The sequence below is a fragment of the Desulfitobacterium dehalogenans ATCC 51507 genome (assembly GCF_000243155.2).
Classification (GTDB): domain Bacteria; phylum Bacillota; class Desulfitobacteriia; order Desulfitobacteriales; family Desulfitobacteriaceae; genus Desulfitobacterium; species Desulfitobacterium dehalogenans.
This window is the reverse complement of sequence record NC_018017.1, coordinates 4,283,004-4,302,307: the sequence shown is the minus strand read 5'-3', so window position 1 is coordinate 4,302,307 and position 19,304 is coordinate 4,283,004. Positions and strand designations below refer to the sequence as shown.

General features: G+C 47.9%; 16 protein-coding genes and 3 tRNA genes. All 19 read left to right on the top strand.

Annotated elements, in window-relative coordinates; all coding sequences use genetic code 11:
- Window positions 1-16 precede the first annotated feature (16 nt).
- The 19 genes from lonC (at window position 17) to DESDE_RS20485 (ending at window position 19,249) form a co-directional block, all read left to right on the top strand.
- Window positions 17-2,026 carry a Lon family ATP-dependent protease gene (gene lonC / locus DESDE_RS20570; protein ID WP_014795955.1) on the top strand — a complete coding sequence of 670 codons (2,010 nt, stop codon included), beginning with the start codon at window positions 17-19 and terminating at the stop codon, window positions 2,024-2,026.
- Entirely contained in the window at window positions 1,998-3,332 is a 1,335-nt protein-coding gene (gene dnaB / locus DESDE_RS20565; protein ID WP_014795954.1) for a replicative DNA helicase, read from the top strand. The genes lonC and dnaB overlap by 29 nt, the downstream gene beginning before the upstream one ends.
- A gap of 273 nt (window positions 3,333-3,605) precedes the next feature.
- On the top strand, window positions 3,606-4,904 hold the full coding sequence (gene purB, locus DESDE_RS20560) for an adenylosuccinate lyase (protein ID WP_014795953.1): 1,299 nt from the start codon (window positions 3,606-3,608) through the stop codon (window positions 4,902-4,904).
- Window positions 4,905-4,961: 57 nt separating this feature from the next.
- Window positions 4,962-6,245 carry an adenylosuccinate synthase gene (locus DESDE_RS20555; RefSeq protein ID WP_014795952.1) on the top strand — a complete coding sequence of 428 codons (1,284 nt, stop codon included), beginning with the start codon at window positions 4,962-4,964 and terminating at the stop codon, window positions 6,243-6,245.
- A gap of 143 nt (window positions 6,246-6,388) precedes the next feature.
- Window positions 6,389-6,464, top strand: a tRNA-Lys gene (locus tag DESDE_RS20550).
- Between the two features lie 297 nt (window positions 6,465-6,761).
- Window positions 6,762-7,943, top strand: a complete 1,182-nt coding sequence (locus DESDE_RS20545) for an ABC transporter substrate-binding protein (protein WP_014795951.1) — start codon at window positions 6,762-6,764, stop codon at window positions 7,941-7,943.
- Window positions 7,944-8,079: 136 nt separating this feature from the next.
- Complete coding sequence (locus DESDE_RS20540; RefSeq protein WP_014795950.1) at window positions 8,080-8,961, top strand: branched-chain amino acid ABC transporter permease; 882 nt, start codon at window positions 8,080-8,082, stop codon at window positions 8,959-8,961.
- A 10-nt stretch (window positions 8,962-8,971) separates the two neighbouring features.
- Complete coding sequence (locus DESDE_RS20535; RefSeq protein ID WP_014795949.1) at window positions 8,972-10,048, top strand: branched-chain amino acid ABC transporter permease; 1,077 nt, start codon at window positions 8,972-8,974, stop codon at window positions 10,046-10,048.
- Complete coding sequence (locus DESDE_RS20530; protein WP_014795948.1) at window positions 10,041-10,835, top strand: ABC transporter ATP-binding protein; 795 nt, start codon at window positions 10,041-10,043, stop codon at window positions 10,833-10,835. Before DESDE_RS20535 ends, DESDE_RS20530 begins: the two co-directional genes overlap by 8 nt.
- A 5-nt stretch (window positions 10,836-10,840) precedes the next feature.
- Complete coding sequence (locus DESDE_RS20525; RefSeq protein ID WP_014795947.1) at window positions 10,841-11,542, top strand: ABC transporter ATP-binding protein; 702 nt, start codon at window positions 10,841-10,843, stop codon at window positions 11,540-11,542.
- A 126-nt stretch (window positions 11,543-11,668) separates the two neighbouring features.
- A tRNA-Glu gene (locus DESDE_RS20520) sits at window positions 11,669-11,744 on the top strand.
- 6 nt (window positions 11,745-11,750) lie between these two features.
- A tRNA-Phe gene (locus tag DESDE_RS20515) sits at window positions 11,751-11,826 on the top strand.
- A 189-nt stretch (window positions 11,827-12,015) separates the two neighbouring features.
- On the top strand, window positions 12,016-12,564 hold the full coding sequence (locus DESDE_RS20510) for a hypothetical protein (protein ID WP_014795946.1): 549 nt from the start codon (window positions 12,016-12,018) through the stop codon (window positions 12,562-12,564).
- A 78-nt stretch (window positions 12,565-12,642) separates the two neighbouring features.
- Complete coding sequence (scfA, locus tag DESDE_RS21435; RefSeq protein WP_014795945.1) at window positions 12,643-12,783, top strand: six-cysteine ranthipeptide SCIFF; 141 nt, start codon at window positions 12,643-12,645, stop codon at window positions 12,781-12,783.
- A gap of 136 nt (window positions 12,784-12,919) precedes the next feature.
- Window positions 12,920-14,371, top strand: a complete 1,452-nt coding sequence (gene scfB, locus DESDE_RS20505; RefSeq protein WP_014795944.1) for a thioether cross-link-forming SCIFF peptide maturase — start codon at window positions 12,920-12,922, stop codon at window positions 14,369-14,371.
- A gap of 15 nt (window positions 14,372-14,386) precedes the next feature.
- The gene (locus DESDE_RS20500; RefSeq protein ID WP_014795943.1) at window positions 14,387-16,393 is read left to right on the top strand and encodes a molybdopterin-containing oxidoreductase family protein; all 2,007 of its coding nucleotides are present in this window, start codon (window positions 14,387-14,389) and stop codon (window positions 16,391-16,393) included.
- Between the two features lie 114 nt (window positions 16,394-16,507).
- Complete coding sequence (locus tag DESDE_RS20495; protein ID WP_014795942.1) at window positions 16,508-17,152, top strand: tetratricopeptide repeat protein; 645 nt, start codon at window positions 16,508-16,510, stop codon at window positions 17,150-17,152.
- Between the two features lie 100 nt (window positions 17,153-17,252).
- Window positions 17,253-18,065 carry an MBL fold metallo-hydrolase gene (locus tag DESDE_RS20490; protein WP_014795941.1) on the top strand — a complete coding sequence of 271 codons (813 nt, stop codon included), beginning with the start codon at window positions 17,253-17,255 and terminating at the stop codon, window positions 18,063-18,065.
- A gap of 20 nt (window positions 18,066-18,085) precedes the next feature.
- Window positions 18,086-19,249 carry a S1C family serine protease gene (locus DESDE_RS20485; RefSeq protein WP_014795940.1) on the top strand — a complete coding sequence of 388 codons (1,164 nt, stop codon included), beginning with the start codon at window positions 18,086-18,088 and terminating at the stop codon, window positions 19,247-19,249.
- The last annotated feature ends 55 nt before the right edge of the window (window positions 19,250-19,304 follow it).

The following is a 19,304-nucleotide window of genomic DNA, read 5'->3' as shown; positions in this document are numbered from 1 at the left end:
GTGAAAGGGGTCCCTAATGAAAGGGTTATTAAATCATTGGTTTAAAAAAAATAAAACCGAAGAAATTCAAGAGGTAGAAGAAAAGGACTCATTAAGCAGCCAGGAGGAAGAGAGAAAAGAGGATATCCAGAGCGCCCATGAGAAATGGCATCATGAAGTGGACGCCCTCTATACCCTCCTTGCTAATTATTATGGGAGCGATAAATTGGTCTTAAAGGCAACCCGCCTTGAGGCCATTCCTCTTATTCAATCCGATACGATTCAGGAGCGTACGGCCGGCCTTCTTAAGCTCATTTTGGACGATCCGACGGACCGTCCCTTACCCAGTGAGGAGGAGATTCCCCAGCTTCTTATGGAGATTGAGGACCACTTAGCTGAGCTGATTGCCCGGAGGGCTGTTGAAGATCGTTTGGATAAAGCTGTTGCGGATAAAATGCAGGAGCGGCATGAGGATTACGTTAAAGAAATAAAAAGCCAGCTTCTGAAGGAAAATTCCGGACCGGATAATGCCCAGACCCTCAAGAAATTAGCTCATATCGAAAAGATGAATCAGGTGAAGCTGGCCAGCTCTGTTTCGGAAGTCCTGCGACCTCAAGCCGTCGCGGAAATCATAGGTCAGGAAATCCCCATGCAGTTTCTCTTAGCTAAGCTGGCAACGCCCTATCCTCAGCACATTATTATTTATGGACCTCCGGGTGTTGGCAAAACCTCGGCTGCCCGAGTGGCTTTAGAGGAAGTCAAAAAGAATGTTAACTCTCCCTTTGCCGAGAGTGCTCCCTTTGTGGAAGTGGATGGTACCACCTTGCGGTGGGACCCCCGGGATGTTACCAATCCATTATTGGGCTCCGTTCATGATCCCATCTACCAGGGGGCCAAGCGGGATTTGGCAGAGACCGGAATTCCTGAACCGAAGCTGGGCTTAGTCAGTGATGCTCATGGGGGCATTTTATTCATTGATGAAATTGGGGAGATGGACCCTGTTCTCTTAAATAAGCTTCTTAAAGTATTGGAGGATAAACGGGTTTCTTTCGAATCCGCTTATTATGACCCCAACGACCCTCAGGTACCTCTTTATATCAAAAAGCTCTTCGAAGAGGGTGCCCCTGCCGATTTTGTGTTAATTGGGGCAACCACCCGGGATCCCAGGGAAATCAACCCTGCTTTGCGATCCCGCTGTGCAGAGATTTATTTCAATCCTTTAGAACCAAGGGATATTCAGCACATCGTTTCCCAGGCTGCCCAGAAGTTGGGGGCAAACCTGGTGGAAAACGTTCCGGAGGTTATCAGTAATTATGTCTTTGAGGGAAGGAAGGCCAATACCATCCTTACCGATGCTTATGGGCTGTCCCGCTACCGTCACCCGGAACAGCCGGAAGTTCTGGTGCAGGTTGAGGAAGTCTACGAAGTATTGCGCTCAGCTCGGCTTACGCCCTATATCTCTCATAAGGCTGAGAACCATGGTGAGATAGGGAAGATTTTGGGCCTCGGCGTTCATGGCTTTGTAGGTTCCGTCATTGAGCTTGAGGCCATTGTTTTCCCAGGTCGGGAAGGAAAAGGCACCATCCGCTTCAATGAAACCGCCGGCAGTATGGCTCGGGATGCTGTATTCAATGCTACGGCAGTCATTCGTTCCCTCACCGGTGAAGACCTCAAAGACTACGACGTCCATGTTAACGTGGTAGGGGGAGGAAATATCGATGGACCCTCCGCGGGATGTGCCACCACCTTGGCCATTTACAGCGCATTGAAAAACATACCCCTGCGGCAAGATATAGCCGTAACCGGTGAAATATCAATTCAAGGAAGAGTACGACCCGTAGGGGGCATCGCTGAGAAGATCTTCGGAGCCAAGCAGGCCGGGGTAAAAACCGTCCTCATTCCCAAAGAAAATCAGGCAGATATACCCTCCGGTCTCCAAGGAATACAGGTGATTTCCATAGAAACCTTCCGGGAAGCCCTTGAATATGCCTTATTTGAGTTTTTAGGAGGAGAAGGTCATGGAACTTACCAGAGTTCCCCCCCATAATTTAGAGGCGGAACAATCGGTTTTAGGCGCATTAATGCTTGATCCGGAAGTGGGGAGTTCCGTTTTTGAAGTATTGCAACCCGAGGATTTTTATCGGGATAATCACCGCCAGGTCTTTCTTGCACTACGAGATCTCTTTGAAAAGGGAGATCCGATTGACTTAGTTTCCGTAGCGGAAAGTCTTCGTCAAAGCGGGCGGCTTGAACAAATCGGTGGTATTGCTACCATTTCCCAAATCGCTCGCTCTGTTCCTTCTGCAGTAAACTGTGAGTATTATGCCAGGATTGTAGCGGAGAAATCCCTATTACGCCAACTCATTCGCAGTACCGGACAAATTGCGGAGAAAGGCTATGAACCGGGAGAAGCCGCCACATCTTTATTGGAAGAAGCCGAAAAAGTAATTATGGATCTTTCTCAGAGACAGGTGAAGGACGGCTTCGAATCCATCCGTAATATCTTGGTCAATACCTTTGAAAAAATCGAAACCCTCTATGCCAATAAAGGGAGTCTGACGGGAGTTCCTACCTTTTTTACGGAACTGGATCGTATGACATCCGGCTGGCAGCCCTCGGATCTGATTGTTATTGCCGCCCGTCCCTCCATGGGTAAAACGGCCTTGGTACTGAATATGGCCCAAAATGCTGCGGTAAGGGCGAATGTTCCGGTAGCTCTCTTCAGCTTGGAAATGTCCAAGGAACAACTAGTTCAACGTATGCTTTGTTCGGAAGCTATGGTGGATCAACAAAGAGTCCGTACAGGAGATCTACTGGACACGGACTGGCCTAAGCTTACACGAGCGGTAGGCCCTCTCTCCGAAGCTGAGATTTTTATTGATGATACCGTAGGGATTTCCCTTGCTGAATTACGCTCCAAAGCAAGACGGTTGAAAATGGAGCACGGTCTCGGGCTGATTGTCATCGATTACCTGCAGCTCATGTCTTTAGGAAGACGAGCGGAAAGTCGTCAGCAGGAAGTTGCTCAGATCTCCCGAGGGCTCAAAGGGATTGCCCGGGAATTGAATGTTCCGGTCATTGCCCTTTCTCAGCTCAACCGGGGGGTAGAACAACGTCAGGATAAGCGGCCGATTATGTCCGACTTATTAGAATCCGGTGCCATTGAGGCGGATGCCGATGTCATCTCCTTTATTTATCGGGATGAATACTATAACCCTGAATCGGATAAAAAGGGAATCGCCGAAATCATCATCGGCAAGCATCGGAACGGACCGGTGGGATCGGTAGAACTGGGGTACCTCAAAGAGTTTACAAAGTTTGTGAACCTGGATCGTCAGCATCTTTCAGCCTAAGGACGAAAGTCTTTAGGCTTTTTGGATTAATAATTGAAGCAGAAAGTTTACCTACATATACGAACATTAAGGAATAAAATATCCTTAATGTTCGTATTTTTTATTGACAAGAAATAAGGGCGACTGCTAAGATAAAATTGGTCTGGGAATGATTTTTGTTATTAAGGGAAAAATATTGGGGACTTATTCTAGTGGGGTCCAGCTTAAGGAGTCAACTAAGGAATCGTTCGGACAGGGGTTCGAAGGGAATGAAGATTTAGGGGGACTTTTTTGTTGATTAATCGATATACACATCCTGAAATGGGCCAATTATGGCGGGAAGGATATGAATATGAGCGTTGGCTGGAAGTTGAGTTGGCCGTGGCTGAGGTGATGGCTGAGCGAGGTGAGATTCCGGCACAGGTTCTACCCGAGATCCGCAAAAAAGCCAAAGTCAATCCGGAACGAATAGCTCAGATAGAAAAAGTCGTTCGTCATGATCTCATCGCTTTTTTGCAGGGAGTTGTGGAAGAGGTCGGTGAAGCGGGAAAATACCTGCATCTGGGTTTAACTTCCTCCGACGTTAAGGATACGGGACTCAGTTTAGCATTAAGAGATGCCGGTCACCTTTTGCTTAAGGATTTGCGGGCATTGCGTGAGACATTGGCAGAGCGGGCAATCGAAAGCAAAGATATTCTTATGGTAGGCCGCACCCATGGCATTCATGCTGAACCTCTGACCTTCGGCTTGAAACTGGCCTTATGGATGGCTGAAGTTGAACGTCAGATCGAGCGACTAGAATCAGCCATTGAGTCGATCCGAGTTGGTAAGATTTCCGGTGCGGTAGGGACCTATGCCAATGTCTCCCCGGAAGTCGAAGAAGCAGTCTGTGTCAAATTGGGTCTCAAGCCGGCATTAGTCAGCAATCAGATTCTTCAGCGGGACCGTCATGCTCATTATGTCACCACATTGGCTTTGATTGGGAGCACTCTTGAGAAAATGGCTACAGAGATTCGCAATCTTCAGCGCACAGATATACTGGAAGTTGAGGAGTCCTTTGCTGAAGGACAAAAAGGGTCTTCTGCCATGCCTCATAAGAGAAACCCTATAACCTGTGAGCAGATCGCAGGAATGTCTCGGTTACTTCGCGGCAATGCCCTGGCAGCTATGGAAAATGTAGCTCTCTGGCATGAGCGGGATATGACTCATTCCTCTGTGGAGAGAGTGATTCTTCCCGACAGCTGTATTTTACTGGACCATATGCTGCGGCAAATGACCCGGGTTATTAAGGGTTTACGCATTCAATCCGATCGTATGATGGATAATCTCCTCAAAACCTATGGATTAACTTCCTCTCAACGGGTCCTTCTTGCCTTAGTCGATAAAGGGTGTATGCGGGAAGAAGCCTACCAATGGGTTCAGCAAGCTGCCTTTGCGGCATGGGACGCCGGGCGGGACTTCCGGGAAGTGATTCAGGAAAATTCACAGGTCATGGAGATACTCACCCGCGAGGAAATCAGCGCTTTGTTTGATTGGAGCTATCATCTTAAGCATATTGACGATATTTTTAAACGTCTGGGCTTATTGAAGTAAAGATTTCAGGAAAAGAAATAAGGGTGGGTTCAAGAAGAAGGAACGGGGGAATCAGGAATGGCATCCGTAGTGTTAATAGGTACTCAATGGGGTGATGAGGGAAAAGGAAAGGTGACAGATTTCCTCGCGGAAAAAGCAGATTTAGTCGTCCGCTATCAAGGGGGAAATAACGCCGGCCACACCGTCGTTGCCAACGGAGAAGAGTTTAAACTTCATTTGATCCCTTCAGGAATTCTATATGAAGATAAGACCTGCGTTATCGGCAACGGAGTAGTGGTTGATCCTAAGGTGTTGCTGGAAGAGCTGGATTATTTGGCCGAACGGAAAGTAAAAACCGGAAAACTCCTGATCAGCTCTAACGCTCATGTCATCATGCCTTATCATCGGTTACTTGATTCTTTAGAAGAAGAGTCTCGCGGAGAGCATAAGATAGGAACCACCAAGCGTGGAATCGGCCCAGCCTATATGGACAAAATCTTACGAATTGGCATTCGGATCATGGACTTAATTGACGTGGAAGAATTTTCCGACAAGCTCCGTCGCAATCTGCAGGAGAAGAATAACCTCTTGACGAAAGTTTACGGTGTTGAACCTCTGGACTATGATACCATCTATAGGGAGTATTCCGCCTATGCCCAAAGGATTCGAAATTTTGTAGCGGACAGCTCTTTAGTCGTTGATGAGTCTCTAAAAGCTGGGGAAAAGATCTTATTCGAAGGAGCACAAGGTACTCTTCTGGATCTGGATCATGGAACCTATCCTTATGTCACTTCGTCCCATCCCATTGCCGGAGGGGCCTGTATCGGCGCAGGAGTTGGCCCTACCCGTATTAATCGGGTGGTGGGAGTCATTAAAGCCTATACCACTCGTGTCGGGGAAGGACCATTCCCCACCGAGTTAGGGGATGAGTCTGGGGAACTCATGCGTCAGAAGGGTCATGAATTCGGCACTACTACCGGCCGGGCACGTCGGTGTGGTTGGTTTGATGCAGTGATTGCCCGCTATGCTGTGCGAGTCAGTGGAATCTCTGATTTCGCCTTGATGAAATTAGATGTTTTGTCTGGTTTTGATAAAATTAAAATCTGCGTGGGTTACCGCATCAATAACGAAGTGATTTATGAATTTCCGCAAAGTCAGAAGCTGTTTAAGGTGTGTGAGCCCGTCTATGAGGTTATGGAGGGCTGGCATGAGGATATCACAGGGGTGACTCGTTTTGAGGATTTGCCGAAGGCGGCCCAGGAGTATGTCAGGCGGATCGAACTCCTCACGGAAACCCAGATTACCCTCATTGCGGTCGGACCTGGGAGGGAACAAACCATTGTCCGGGGTGAAATTTTTTAAGAACATCAGTAGTGCAACAATGAAAAGTAAAGCCCATAGATTTTTATGGGTTTAGATAGGTAAAAAAAAGATATATTTTTTTAATAAAAAATATTGACAAGCTCTTAAATTTGCTGTAGAATTCGTATTCGTGAGTGAGTTTTGAGCCATTAGCTCAGTCGGTAGAGCACCTGACTTTTAATCAGGGTGTCCCGCGTTCGAGTCGCGGATGGCTCACCATATTTACTAAAAACGCTTGTGTTCTAAGGAATGCAAGCTTTTTTTTTAATTAATTTGTATGGATAAGACCCCCCTAATAGACACCGTGCATAATAATTATCTGTTATATTCTATTGCATAATAATATTTATCTGTTGCATAATATTTACCTTGACAGGCAGGCCCTTGGAGGCTAAAATTATTTTATCTTTCTGATTATTCGAGGGATAGAATTGTTGAAAAGAGTATGTGCTATTTCATTGTTGGTATATTCACAAACTCGAATAATCATAAAATCTGTTATAAGGAGAAGGTATAATGAAAAGAATGTTCGGTATCCTATTCTCTCTCGTCCTGACCGTAGGCCTTTTGTCAGGTTGCGGAGGCACGGAAAAGCCTCCTGCTGAAACACCCAACGCAGGCGGCAAAGAACCGGCTGCAACCGCCTTTAAGATTGGCGGTACCGGTCCTCTGACCGGCGGAGCAGCCATTTACGGCAACGCGGCCAAGAATGGCGCGCAGATTGCTGTGGAAGAGATTAATGCCCTGGGTGGCATCCAGTTCGAACTCAAATATGAAGATGACGAGCATGACGCCGAGAAGGCCGTTAATGCTTACAATAAGCTGAAGGACTGGGGCGTGCAGATGACCCTCGGCTCCGTGACCAGCACGCCTGGTGTGGCCACCAGTGCTGAGATGTTTAACGATCGTATATTTGCCCTGACTCCCTCCGCATCCGCTCCCGCTGTCACTGAGGGCAAGGATAATGTCTATCAGATGTGCTTCGCCGACCCCAACCAGGGTTCAGCTTCCGCTCAGTATATCGCTGACAAAAAGCTTGGCACAAAAATTGCGGTTATCTACAAGAATGACGATGTCTATTCCAAGGGAATCTATAATACTTTCGTTAGCAAAGCCAAAGAACTGAACCTGGCGATTGTTTCCACAACCACCTTCACCGAGGACAGCCAGACCGACTTTTCCGTTCAGCTGGCCGACGCTAAGAAAAATGGCGCAGATTTAATCTTCCTGCCTATGTATTATACACCGGCCTCTCTGATACTCCAGCAGGCTAAGTCTATGGACTACTCCCCCAAGTACTTCGGTGTGGACGGCATGGACGGCATTCTGACTCTGGAGAACTTTGATACATCCTTGGCTGAAGGCGTTATGCTGCTGACTCCCTTCAGTGCCGATGCTACCGATGAGCGCACCGTCAACTTCGTCAAGAAATATCAAGAACTATTTAAAGAGACTCCCAACCAGTTCGCTGCCGACGGTTATGATGTCGTGTATGCCTACAAGAAAGCCATTGAGACTGCAGGCATCACCCCTGATATGAAGGCCGCCGATATCTGTGAGAAACTGGTCCAAGTATTCCCTACTATTTCTGTTGACGGACTTACCGGTGAGAAAATGACATGGGCCAAGACTGGTGAAGTTTCTAAGACACCTAAAGGAATGGTCATAGAAAAGGGTACCTACGTCGGTATGGACTAAGAAACTGCTGCCCTTTCAAATGGTTTGTCGAGAGGACTGCCGAGTACATACTCGGCAGCCTTTTATCCGTTATGTGGTCTTTTCCGAATATGCTCAAACTACGAATATGCTCAAACTAAATGAAGGTGTGTGAGTTATGACCTTTCTCTCTTTTCTGATCAGCGGACTCAGTCTTGGCAGCGTCTATGCCATCATAGCTCTGGGCTATACAATGGTCTACGGCATTGCCAAAATGCTGAACTTTGCCCATGGCGATGTGATCATGGTCGGTGCCTATGTTTGCTTTTTCGCTACCACACGTGGGAATCTGCACCCAGTCTTCGGTGTGCTTCTGGCCATGGTGGTATGTACTATCCTGGGGGTGGTCATAGAGCGCCTGGCCTACAAGCCGCTTAGAGCGGCAACCTCCTTGGCCGTGCTTATCACTGCTATCGGTGTGAGCTATTTTCTGCAGAATTCCGCTTTGCTGCTCTGGTCTTCTAATCCTAAGGTGTTCACTTCCGTAGTAGGAAATGCCTCCCTGAAGCTTTTCGACGGCCAGCTGACCATCTCTGTTATCGCTATCGTCACGATAGTCGCCTGTCTTATCATTATGGCCGCCCTGACCTGGTTCACCGGAAAGACCAAAATGGGTAAGGCTATGCGCGCCTGCTCAGAGGACAAGGGGGCGGCTCAGTTGATGGGCATCAACGTTAACTTCACCATCTCCGTTACCTTTGCCATCGGCTCTGCCCTGGCGGCGATTGCCGGCGTTCTCCTTTGCTCTGCTTATCCCACCTTGATGCCCACCACGGGCTCCATGCCCGGCATCAAGGCTTTCACTGCCGCCGTGCTTGGCGGAATCGGTTCCATACCCGGCGCTATGATCGGCGGTATACTGCTGGGTGTCATCGAGATATTCGGCAAGGGTTATATCTCCACCCAGCTTTCCGATGCCATCGTGTTCTCCGTCCTTATTCTTACTTTGTTGATCAAGCCCACCGGTCTTCTGGGCAAAAAGATCAACGAGAAAGTATGAGGTGGATGCTATGATCGTATTGAAAAAATCGACACGTAAAAACCTCACTACTTACGCCTTAGTTATAGTGGCTTATATTATTGTCCAATTGCTTATAAGCGGCGGCAATATCAGCTCCTCCCTTCAAGGGCAGCTGGTTCCCATCTGCGCTTATGTGATCTTGGCTATTTCACTGAACCTGACCGTAGGCATACTGGGTGAGCTGTCTTTAGGCCACGCGGGTTTTATGAGTATCGGTGCCTTTGCGGGTGTCGTGGCTTGCATAAGCCTGGAGCAGATCATACCCATCACGATCCTGCGCTTGATCGTATCTCTTATCGTAGGTGCTTTTTTCGCCGGAGTAGCCGGTTTCCTGATCGGAATACCTGTCCTGCGTCTTAAAGGCGACTATTTGGCCATCGTCACTCTGGCTTTCGGAGAAATTATAAAAAATATTATCAACATCCTTTATGTAGGGTTGGATAAAGCGGGGCTGCATGTTAGCTTTCTTAGCGACGCCAATGCCCTGAACCTTGGTGACGGCGGCAGAGTCATTATCGACGGACCTCTGGGCATCACAGGTATACCCAAGCTTTCCACTTTTACCATCGGTTTTGTCCTCATACTGATTACTCTGTTTATCGTACTGAATCTGATTGACAGCCGTTCGGGACGGGCAATTATGGCCTTGCGCGACAACCGCATTGCAGCGGAGAGTGTGGGTATTCATATCACTAAGTATAAGCTGATGGCTTTTGTCACCTCCGCCGCCCTGGCTGGTGCCGCAGGTACTTTGTTTGCCATGAATTATTCCACCATCATTGCCTCTAAGTTCGGTTTCAATACCTCGATCCTGATTCTTGTTTTTGTGGTCCTGGGAGGTCTGGGTAATATTCGGGGCTCGATTATCGCCGCCACCCTACTGACCATACTCCCTGAGCTGCTGCGTCAGTTTAACAGCTACCGCATGCTTTTATATGCAATCGTTCTCATCCTGATCATGCTGGCCACCAACAATGATGCCTTTAAGAGCCATTTGCAAGCTTTAAAAGAAAGGCTGCTTCCTGCAAAGTTCAGAAAAGAAAAGGGGGGCACGGAAAATGGATAAGGGTGATGTGAACATGCTGCCGGTGCTGGAAGCCCGGGACCTGGGTATAAACTTTGGCGGACTTATGGCTGTCAATGGTTTCAACATGGCTATCGGACGTACGGAGATAGCCGGACTCATTGGCCCCAACGGCGCAGGAAAGACGACTGTGTTCAATCTGCTCACTAAAGTATATCAGCCTACCCATGGCACCATCCTGTTGGATGGACGTGACACGCAGAATATGAACACAGTACAAATTAACAAAGCCGGTATCGCCCGGACCTTTCAAAACATACGCCTTTTCTCGAATCTATCGGTTGAGGACAATGTAAAGCTTGGCATGCATAATCATATCCACTACGGTATGTGGAATGGTATCCTCCGTCTCCCTGCTTACTGGAAAGGCGAGAAGCAGGCACATGAGAAGGCCATGGAGCTTTTGTCCATCTTCGATATGGAGAGCTTGGCGGGGAAACAGGCGGGATCCCTGCCCTACGGCGCTCAACGCAGACTAGAGATAGTCCGTGCCTTAGCCACGAAACCCTTGCTACTGCTCCTGGATGAACCTGCCGCCGGGATGAACCCTTCCGAGACAGCCGAATTAATGGATAATATCGTGAAGATTCGTGATACCTTCCAGATCGCAATTATGCTCATCGAGCACGACATGAATCTGGTCATGGGCATCTGCGAGAAAATAAGTGTGCTTAATTTCGGTAAAGTCATCGCTAACGGCAACCCCAGCGAGATCAGGAACAACCCTCAGGTCATCGAAGCTTATTTAGGCAAGAAGAGGGAGGGCTGATCACTATGTTGAAAGTTGATAATATAAACGTCTTTTACGGTGCTATACACGCCATCAAGGGGATCTCCCTGGAGGTCAACGAAGGTGAGATCGTGACTCTGATCGGGGCCAATGGAGCCGGAAAGAGCACCGTCCTAAAAACTATTTCCGGCTTGCTGCGCACCAAGACCGGTGGTATAAACTTCTTGGGAAAAGACATCACGTCCACGGCACCCCACAAGATTGTAGAACGCGGTTTGGCTCATGTCCCTGAAGGCCGGCGAATTTTTCTGCAAATGACCGTCCAGGAAAATCTGGAAATGGGCGCATATACCTGTCCTTCCGGCGGTATCGAGGCCGAATTGGAAAAGATCTACGCTCTGTTTCCACGACTTCTGGAACGCCGCAAACAGGTTGCGGGCACGCTTTCCGGAGGGGAGCAGCAGATGCTGGCTATTGGCAGGGCGCTGATGAGCAAGCCCAAACTTCTGATGCTGGATGAGCCCTCCATGGGCCTTGCGCCGATACTGGTGGAGCAGATCTTCACCATTATCCAGGAGATGAACAAGGCCGGAACCACTGTGCTTCTTGTGGAGCAGAATGCCCAGATGGCCCTGTCTATTGCTGATAGAGCCTATGTTCTGGAGACCGGCTCCATCTCCATTTCCGGCACCGGCCGGGAACTGGCCGAGAGCGATGAGATCCGCAAGGCCTATCTGGGAGGCTGAGCAGCTTTGATGAAGGCAACGAAAAGTTATAAAATAAATGTTAAAAAAAATCTGTCTAAAGGCCTTTACTTATAGGCAGCTTTTGTGTATACTACTAAAGCGTGAGTGAGACACCTCACCATTAGTGGCCCATTGGTCAAGCGGCCTAAGACACCGCCCTTTCACGGCGGTAACACGGGTTCGAATCCCGTATGGGTCACCACTATTTGCCTCGGTAGCTCAGTCGGTAGAGCAGAGGACTGAAAATCCTCGTGTCGACGGTTCGATTCCGCCCTGAGGCACCATTTTGATATAAGGAAGTTTATCTTCTTAAGCCATACTGTAGGTTAGGCAGTGTGGCTTTTGTATTGTCAGATTTATATTTGGCGGTATTTATATTCTATTGCCAATAGACAGAAAATGAGCTACACTATAATCTGAATCACTGTCACATCCTGCTAGACCTCAGATTATATGTAACTGGAGGAAGCTCTGTGAAATTGAACAAAGTGCTGGTTATTATTGCACTTCTGGTGATTTTTTCACTCAGTGGTTGCGGCTCCCTTGAAGAGGCTGTTCAGGAGGCCAAAAAGGTGGTTCCAGGCGATTGGGAGGTAGTCCATACCCAACAGGTTCAAAATGAGACGACCATCGTCTTTTACATCAATAATAACGAACTTGGGGCAGGTTTGTTTCAGAAGGATGCCTTTGGTTGGAAATGGCTTGGAACCGAGGGTGGGTCTTTAGTAACTCATCCGAAAGGATTGTCATGGCGTTACTCGGATCTGGGAGATAAATCTGCAAAGTTCTATCTTTACTATGGATTCGTCGAAGAACCTCAAATCAATACCATTGAAGTAAAGACCACTTGGGGAGAGGTTGTTAAAGCGAATATTGTTAGATCCGGAGATTATCGCCTTTGGTATGCGATGATCAGCAAGGCTCAGGTTCCCTCGGTTGATGCGGATATTACCGGATACTCGGAAAAAGGGGAAGTCCTTTATTTATTCAGTCAGCCCAAACAAGGGACAGTAAAGAAGTAAAATACATTTTGCACACTAACTTGTCCTCATGATATAATGAGTGACGAATTCTTATGTGTTTGAGAGGAGGCTGTGAAGATGGCAAAACATATTCAAACGGTTGTTAAAGCCAATTTAAGTGAAACCTTGAAAACAGGTGGCTGCGGAGAGTGTCAAACTTCCTGTCAATCTGCCTGCAAAACATCCTGTACTGTAGGAAATCAAGTCTGTGTGAAGTAGTATTCGTCAATAGTACCCTTACCAGAACATAATTTGCGACGAAGTGAAGATTGAACATAGGTTACCGAGAACCCACCTGATTCAGGCGGGTTCTGTTTCTATGTTTAACTATTTGAGAAAGAAGGGAAAGCCGCCAATGTTCCTTGAAGGATATAATCTTAAGAAAAATGTCCATAGCTATCAACAGGGTGATCTGAATATTGCCTATGATGTAAATTCCGGATCCCTGCATGTTTTAGATAAGGCGACCTTTTCAATCCTGAAGGTATTGGAAAGACTGCAAGAGGAGAATAAGCCTTTGCATAAGGAAGCGGTCACAGCACAGCTACGGGCAGAGGACATACATCTCTCTCATGAGGAGGCCGCTGAAATCTTTGCTGAGATGGAAGAGCTGCAGCAGGAGGGTGTCTTATTCTCTAAGGAAGCAGAGGAAAAAGGCCTTGCTTATCCGGCGAAGCCCATTGTAAAAGCTATCTGTCTTCACGTGGCTCACGATTGCAACCTGCGCTGTAATTACTGCTTTGCAGGAACAGGTGCCTTCGGGGGAGATCGGGGTCTTATGGACCTGGAAACCGGGAAGAAGGCCATTGACTTTGTTCTGGAGGCTTCCGCTCATCGTAAACATTGTGAAGTGGACTTTTTTGGCGGTGAGCCCCTTCTGAATGTTCAAATGGTAAAAGATGTTGTCCAGTACGGGAAAAAAGCAGCGCGGGACAAAGGCAAGACCATTAAGTTTACCCTAACCACCAATGCGGTGCTTTTAAGCGAAGAAATACAGAACTTTCTGGAGCAGGAAGATATCAGTGTCGTACTCAGTATTGACGGCCGTCCGGAAGTTCATGACCGCATGCGTCCCTATGCCAATGGTAAAGGAAGCTATGCCCAAGTGGCTCCACGCCTCCAGCAGTTCGCAGAGAAACGTCCTGAGAGCTCTCCCTACGCCGTAGGTACTTATTATTATGCCCGGGGAACCTATACCCACCATAACCTGGACTTTGACAAGGACGTAATGCATTTGCTGGATCTGGGTATGAAGCAAATATCCCTGGAACCTGTAGTGGCCCAACCCAGTGATCCCTATGCTTTTCAGGAAGGGGATCTTCCTGAGATTTTAAAGACCTATGATCGTTTAGGGGAAGAATTGTTGGCTCGCCGTTACAATGGTGAAGATTTTAGCTTTTTCCATTTTAATGTAGCCCTTGATCAGGGACCTTGTCTGCCCAAACGCCTCTCCGGCTGCGGAGCCGGCCATGAGTATGTGGCTATTTCACCGGAAGGGGATCTCTATCCCTGCCATCAATTTGTTGGCCAGGAGGAGTTCAAGATGGGTTCTCTTGGGCAAGAAAGTGTCCCTCTTAATCCGGAGATCATCGAAAAATTTCGTTCCGCCCATATCTACAGCAAACCTGCCTGCCGTCAATGCTGGGCACGTTTTTCCTGCAGCGGTGGCTGCCACTCGGCCAACCAGGCCTTTAGCGGTCGACTTAACGAAGTCTATGCTTTAGGCTGTGAGTTCCAGAAGAAGCGCCTCGAGGTAGCGCTCTATATGAAAATTAAAGAGGCTTCATTGAATAACACTCAAGGCTAAATGGAGGGGATAAACATGACCGTTCTGCGCTCAGCTTGTCCGCTGAATTGTCCAGACAGCTGCGGCTTTGTTGTTGAGTACAGTGAGGACAAAGGCCTGCAGGTTCATGGGGATAAGAAGCATCCCTTAACCAAAGGATTTATATGCTCAAAAGCTCAGGCTCAGGCGCAACGGGTCTTCTCGGCAGAAAGACTGCGTTTTCCTCTTCTTAAGGACCAAGGAGTATTTCGTCGGATCTCCTGGGATGAAGCCTATATCCTTTTAGCAGATAAAATAGAAGAGACCCTTAAAGAAGTGGGAGCCAGGGGAATTCTCCACCATTATGATTATGGACACAACGGGACATTAAGGGAGCTGGACCGGCGCTTCTTCCAAGCCTTAGGCGGGGTCACGGAGCCAAGGGGAAGTATGTGCTGGGGAGCAGGCTACCGGGCCCAAGAGATTGATTTCGGGGGAGTTTTGGCCAGCGATTGGACCCAGGTCACCCAAGCGAAGGTCATTATTCTTTGGGGACGGGATCCGGCTATTACAAATCTGCATATGGTGCCTCTTTTGCTTGAGGCCAAGAAGGCCGGCGCAAGGATCGTCGTGATTAATCCGGTGCGGGTAAAGAGTGCTGATTTTGCTCAGGATTATGTTCAGGTTAATCCCGGCAGTGATGGCGTCCTGGCTATGGGAATTGCCCATATCATTTTGCGGGAAGGCTGGCTGGATTGGGATTTTGTACGTCGTTCTGTCCAAGGGCTGGAAGCCTTTGCCCAAAGGGCGAAAGAATACAACCCGGAAAGAGTAGCCATATTGACCGGGATATCGGTTGAAAAACAAGAGGAATTAGCCCAGATCATAAGCCGCACCCGACCTGTAACTATCCTTGCCGGATATGGTTTGCAGCGATATAGTGGTGGGGGTAATACTCTCCGTGCCATTGATGCTCTTTTAGCGTTAACCGGCAACCTGGGGAAATCCGGAGCGGGCATCCATTATGGCAATCAATACCATGGACGTCATCTGAACAAAGTCACCATGGATCGCCATCGTTATCAGTCCCGGACGTTTCCCCATCCATTTTTGGCTGAAGAGATAAGAAAGGCCGATCCACCTATACGCCTGGCCGTAGTGACCCGATCCAACCCCTTGGTCCAGCAGCCCGATTCCCTACTTTGGCGGGAGGTCTGGCGGGAAATACCCTTTAAGGTGACCTTTGATATCACATTGACGGAGACTGCCCGCCATTCGGATATGGTTCTGCCTGTTACGACAGCTTTTGAAGAGGAGGACCTGATCGCCACCTCCTGGAGTCCCATTCTCCAGCTTACCCAGAAGATTGTAGAGCCCCAGTATGAAGCCAGGTCTGAGGCTGTGATTTTTACAGAACTGGCACATCGCCTGGGCCTGGGAGAGGCTTTTCCCTATACGACCGAGCAGTGGCTGGAATACGTTCTGGCCCCATTGTCAGAGTATGGAATAACTTTAGAGAGTTTAAGAAAGGGTCCTATTCGAGCCCCTTATATTCCTGAAGTAGCTTGGGAGGATTTGCAGTTTAAGACTCCCAGCGGAAAGATTGAGCTGGCTTCAGAGATAGCCCTGGCTGAATATGGGGATGCTGTAGCCGATCCCCTCCTTGAAGGTTCCCGGGATAACCTGAAAGTGTATCAGGAATTTTCAAAAACTCAAAGTCAATGGGATTATCCCTGGTATCTTATCACCCCTCATCCCCATCATTCCCTTCATTCCCAGTTCCAGGAGACAGAAGGCTTTCAACTTTATATTCATCCTCAACTCGCTGAGAAGCATTACCTCTTCACTGGGGATCGGGCCTTGGTAGAGACAGAGCATGGTCAACTTTTGGCTTGGGTGTCTGTCTCCGAAGACATTCACCCTCAAACGGTGGTTATACCCGAAGGAGGAACCGTAGATGGATTTGGGGTTAATCAACTGTTGGCGGGCAAACCTTCCGATTTCGGAGAAAGCACTCCCTATTACGAAGCACGGTGTCAGTTGCGCAAATGGATGGTGGACTAATAAGATGAGTCTCCTGTGCTATTTGGCACAATCCTTTATAGACTAACTTTAAGGGAAATGTTAAAATAAAAGAGCATGTTCATAGTGAGATTGCTATATTGGAGGGGTGGTTCAGTGCAGAAAAAAACCCAGAAATTAACCGTATATGTTATTGTGGGCTTACTGATTATCAGCTTGGTAGGAACTTCCTTTATGTTCTTGGGGGATATGCGTCCTACGGTTGGCAAAAATTATCAGGATCAAATTAATAGCTTAAAGCAGGCTCTGGAAGCGAATCCTCAGGATACTCAAATCCGCTTAAGTCTTGCCGATACTTACTATGATTGGGGTATGCAAACCTTATCCCAGGATATGTCGGAAGAAAATCTGGGAGCGACTACATCAATCCTTCAGCAGGCGGTGGCAGAGTACCAGGAGGTTCTGAAGACGGAGAAGAACGTCAATATTCTTGTCGATATGGCTACTGCCGCTTTTTATACAAGCCAAAATGAATTGGCTGATCAGACCTTCCAAGAGGCTTTGCAGGAGGATCCGAACTTTTATAATGGCCTTTATAATTACGGAGTTTTCCTGTATTCCCAAGGAAACTATGGCAAGGCTATTGAACAGTGGGAGAAGGCTTTAACTGTAGAAAATATTTCGAAGGACAATCAAGATCGGCTGGAGAGAAATATCAAACTGGCACAAGAAGGCATTGTTCAGCAATTTCAACAATCGGGAAATGGAGATTCACCCGACTCAAATTCTGAGGCTAAATAAGCCTCAATTTTTATTTCCTGATCAAAATTATTTTAAACATTTGTTATAGATAAAGGATCTGATATAATATTCTTTGTTTAGACGGGAAGAGGGGAACTATGTGCATTTAGCGACACTGGCCAGTGGGAGCTCCGGCAATTCCATTGTTGTGGGGCATGGAAAGAGGAATTTTCTTGTGGATTGCGGCATTAGCCTGAAGGCAGCACTACATAATCTCTCCATCCTCGATATATCTCCTTTAGAAATCGAAGGAATTTTCATTACCCATGAACATAGCGATCATATTAAGGGAGCTGGGGCAGTCGCACGAAAGCTTAAAATCCCCATCTATGCCTCAGCAAGGATATGGGATGAGCTGAATCCCTCTATAGGGAAGCTTAAAGATGAACAGCGAGTGGTGGTAGAGGATTCTTTTTCCTGTGCAGGCATGAGGATCCATGTCTTTCCTACCTCCCATGATAGCAAAGAAAGCTTTGGTGTTCGGGTGGAGGTCGAGGAGCCGGTCAAAGGTCAAAGTAAGAGGATCGGTATCGCTACGGATACAGGAATTATCACAGAAGAAATGCATCATGCTTTAAAAGGTTGCGATGCTTTAGTAGTAGAGGCTAACCATGACCGTGAGATGCTTTGGCAGGGGAGTTACCCTTGGTATCTTAAGAAGCGGATCAGTGGGAATTATGGTCATTTAGAGAACAGCCAGCTGGCCGAGGGTCTTCTCCAATGGATTGAGGGGAACACCCGACGTATTGTCTTGGCTCATTTAAGCGACGAAAATAATACACCGGAAATCGCCTTGTCCACCATCTTACGTAGTCTCAAGGAATCCCGTGTAGCCAAGGAAAACCCGGATCTAAGATTGCGGGTGGCACCACGCTATACACCGCATGAACTGATTGTTTTGGACGAATACTAAGCCAATGAGGAGGTAATGGCATGGGTTATTATGACCAAAATGATTATTCCGAATATGGATCGAAGAGGCGCAGACCCAGGTTTTTCTCTACGATTGCCTTGGCCTTAATCAGTGCGCTCATTGGCGGTCTTGTCTCCGTGGCCTTAGTTCCTTCTTTATACGGTAACCAAATGCCAACGGGGGGAAAAGAAGTTATTCTGGGCCAAGGATCCTCCACCCCACCTGTGAATATTGCCAATCCCACCGGATTTCCAACGGTAGAGGTCGCCAAAACTGTAGGGCCGGCTGTCGTAGGGATCGCCAACTTCCAATCCCGGGGGAGGATCTTTGGCGGCAGTTCCGAACTGACTGAAGCAGGAACCGGCTCCGGCTTTATCATCGATGCCCAATACGGTTATATTGTTACCAATTACCATGTCATCGCCAATGCTTCGAAATTAATTGTGAGTCTGGCCGACGGAAGAAATGCCGAGGCCACTTTAGTGGGGCAGGATCCGCGTACAGACCTGGCGGTGATCAAAATTCCTGCGGACGGACTTACGGCGGCACAGCTGGGAAACTCGGAGCAGCTTCAAGTAGGGGAACCGGTAGTGGCTATTGGTAATCCCGGTGGCGAGGAATTTGCCCGTTCCGTGACTCAAGGTGTCGTGTCGGCCAAGAACCGGATTTTGTTAATCGAGGGAGAATCCAGCTTTAACTTAATTCAGACCGATGCTGCGATCAATCCGGGCAATAGCGGTGGTCCTCTGGTCAACTACAACGGCCAGGTTGTAGGGATCAATTCAGCCAAAAATGCAGAAAAAGGCTTTGAGGGAATGGGCTTTGCTATCCCTATTACGGATGCCATACCCGTCCTTGAGCAGCTTATTGAAAAAGGTTACTTCAGTCATCCTGGACTTCTGGTATCCATCGATACCCGCTATACACCTGAATGGGCGGCCCAAAGAAGTTGGCCCGCCGGTGCCTATATATCCAATGTGGACCCCAGTGGCCCGGCAGCCCGGGCCGGAATACAAGCGGGAGATGTTTTGGTGAAAATTAACGGAGTCACGGTCAAAAGTTCCTTGGAATTAACCCATGAATTATTTAAGTTCAAACCAGGGGATACCGTCACAGTGACGTATTACCGCAATGGGAAGAATATCGATGTCCAGGTGAAACTGGTTGAGATCATCGCCAGCTAAATAGGTTCAGGGTGGTATATAATTTGGGGGGGATATGAGCAATCATGATCCTCCC

Excerpts from the sequence above, each read along its gene's own strand:
- lonC (WP_014795955.1), top strand. The coding sequence starts at position 17 with ATGAAAGGGTTATTAAATCATTGGTTTAAAAAAAATAAAACCGAAGAA.
- dnaB (WP_014795954.1), top strand. The coding sequence starts at position 1,998 with ATGGAACTTACCAGAGTTCCCCCCCATAATTTAGAGGCGGAACAATCG.
- DESDE_RS20555 (WP_014795952.1), top strand. The coding sequence starts at position 4,962 with ATGGCATCCGTAGTGTTAATAGGTACTCAATGGGGTGATGAGGGAAAA.
- DESDE_RS20545 (WP_014795951.1), top strand. The coding sequence starts at position 6,762 with ATGAAAAGAATGTTCGGTATCCTATTCTCTCTCGTCCTGACCGTAGGC.
- DESDE_RS20540 (WP_014795950.1), top strand. The coding sequence starts at position 8,080 with ATGACCTTTCTCTCTTTTCTGATCAGCGGACTCAGTCTTGGCAGCGTC.
- DESDE_RS20535 (WP_014795949.1), top strand. The coding sequence starts at position 8,972 with ATGATCGTATTGAAAAAATCGACACGTAAAAACCTCACTACTTACGCC.
- DESDE_RS20530 (WP_014795948.1), top strand. The coding sequence starts at position 10,041 with ATGGATAAGGGTGATGTGAACATGCTGCCGGTGCTGGAAGCCCGGGAC.
- DESDE_RS20525 (WP_014795947.1), top strand. The coding sequence starts at position 10,841 with ATGTTGAAAGTTGATAATATAAACGTCTTTTACGGTGCTATACACGCC.
- scfA (WP_014795945.1), top strand. The coding sequence starts at position 12,643 with ATGGCAAAACATATTCAAACGGTTGTTAAAGCCAATTTAAGTGAAACC.
- scfB (WP_014795944.1), top strand. The coding sequence starts at position 12,920 with ATGTTCCTTGAAGGATATAATCTTAAGAAAAATGTCCATAGCTATCAA.
- DESDE_RS20500 (WP_014795943.1), top strand. The coding sequence starts at position 14,387 with ATGACCGTTCTGCGCTCAGCTTGTCCGCTGAATTGTCCAGACAGCTGC.
- DESDE_RS20485 (WP_014795940.1), top strand. The coding sequence starts at position 18,086 with ATGGGTTATTATGACCAAAATGATTATTCCGAATATGGATCGAAGAGG.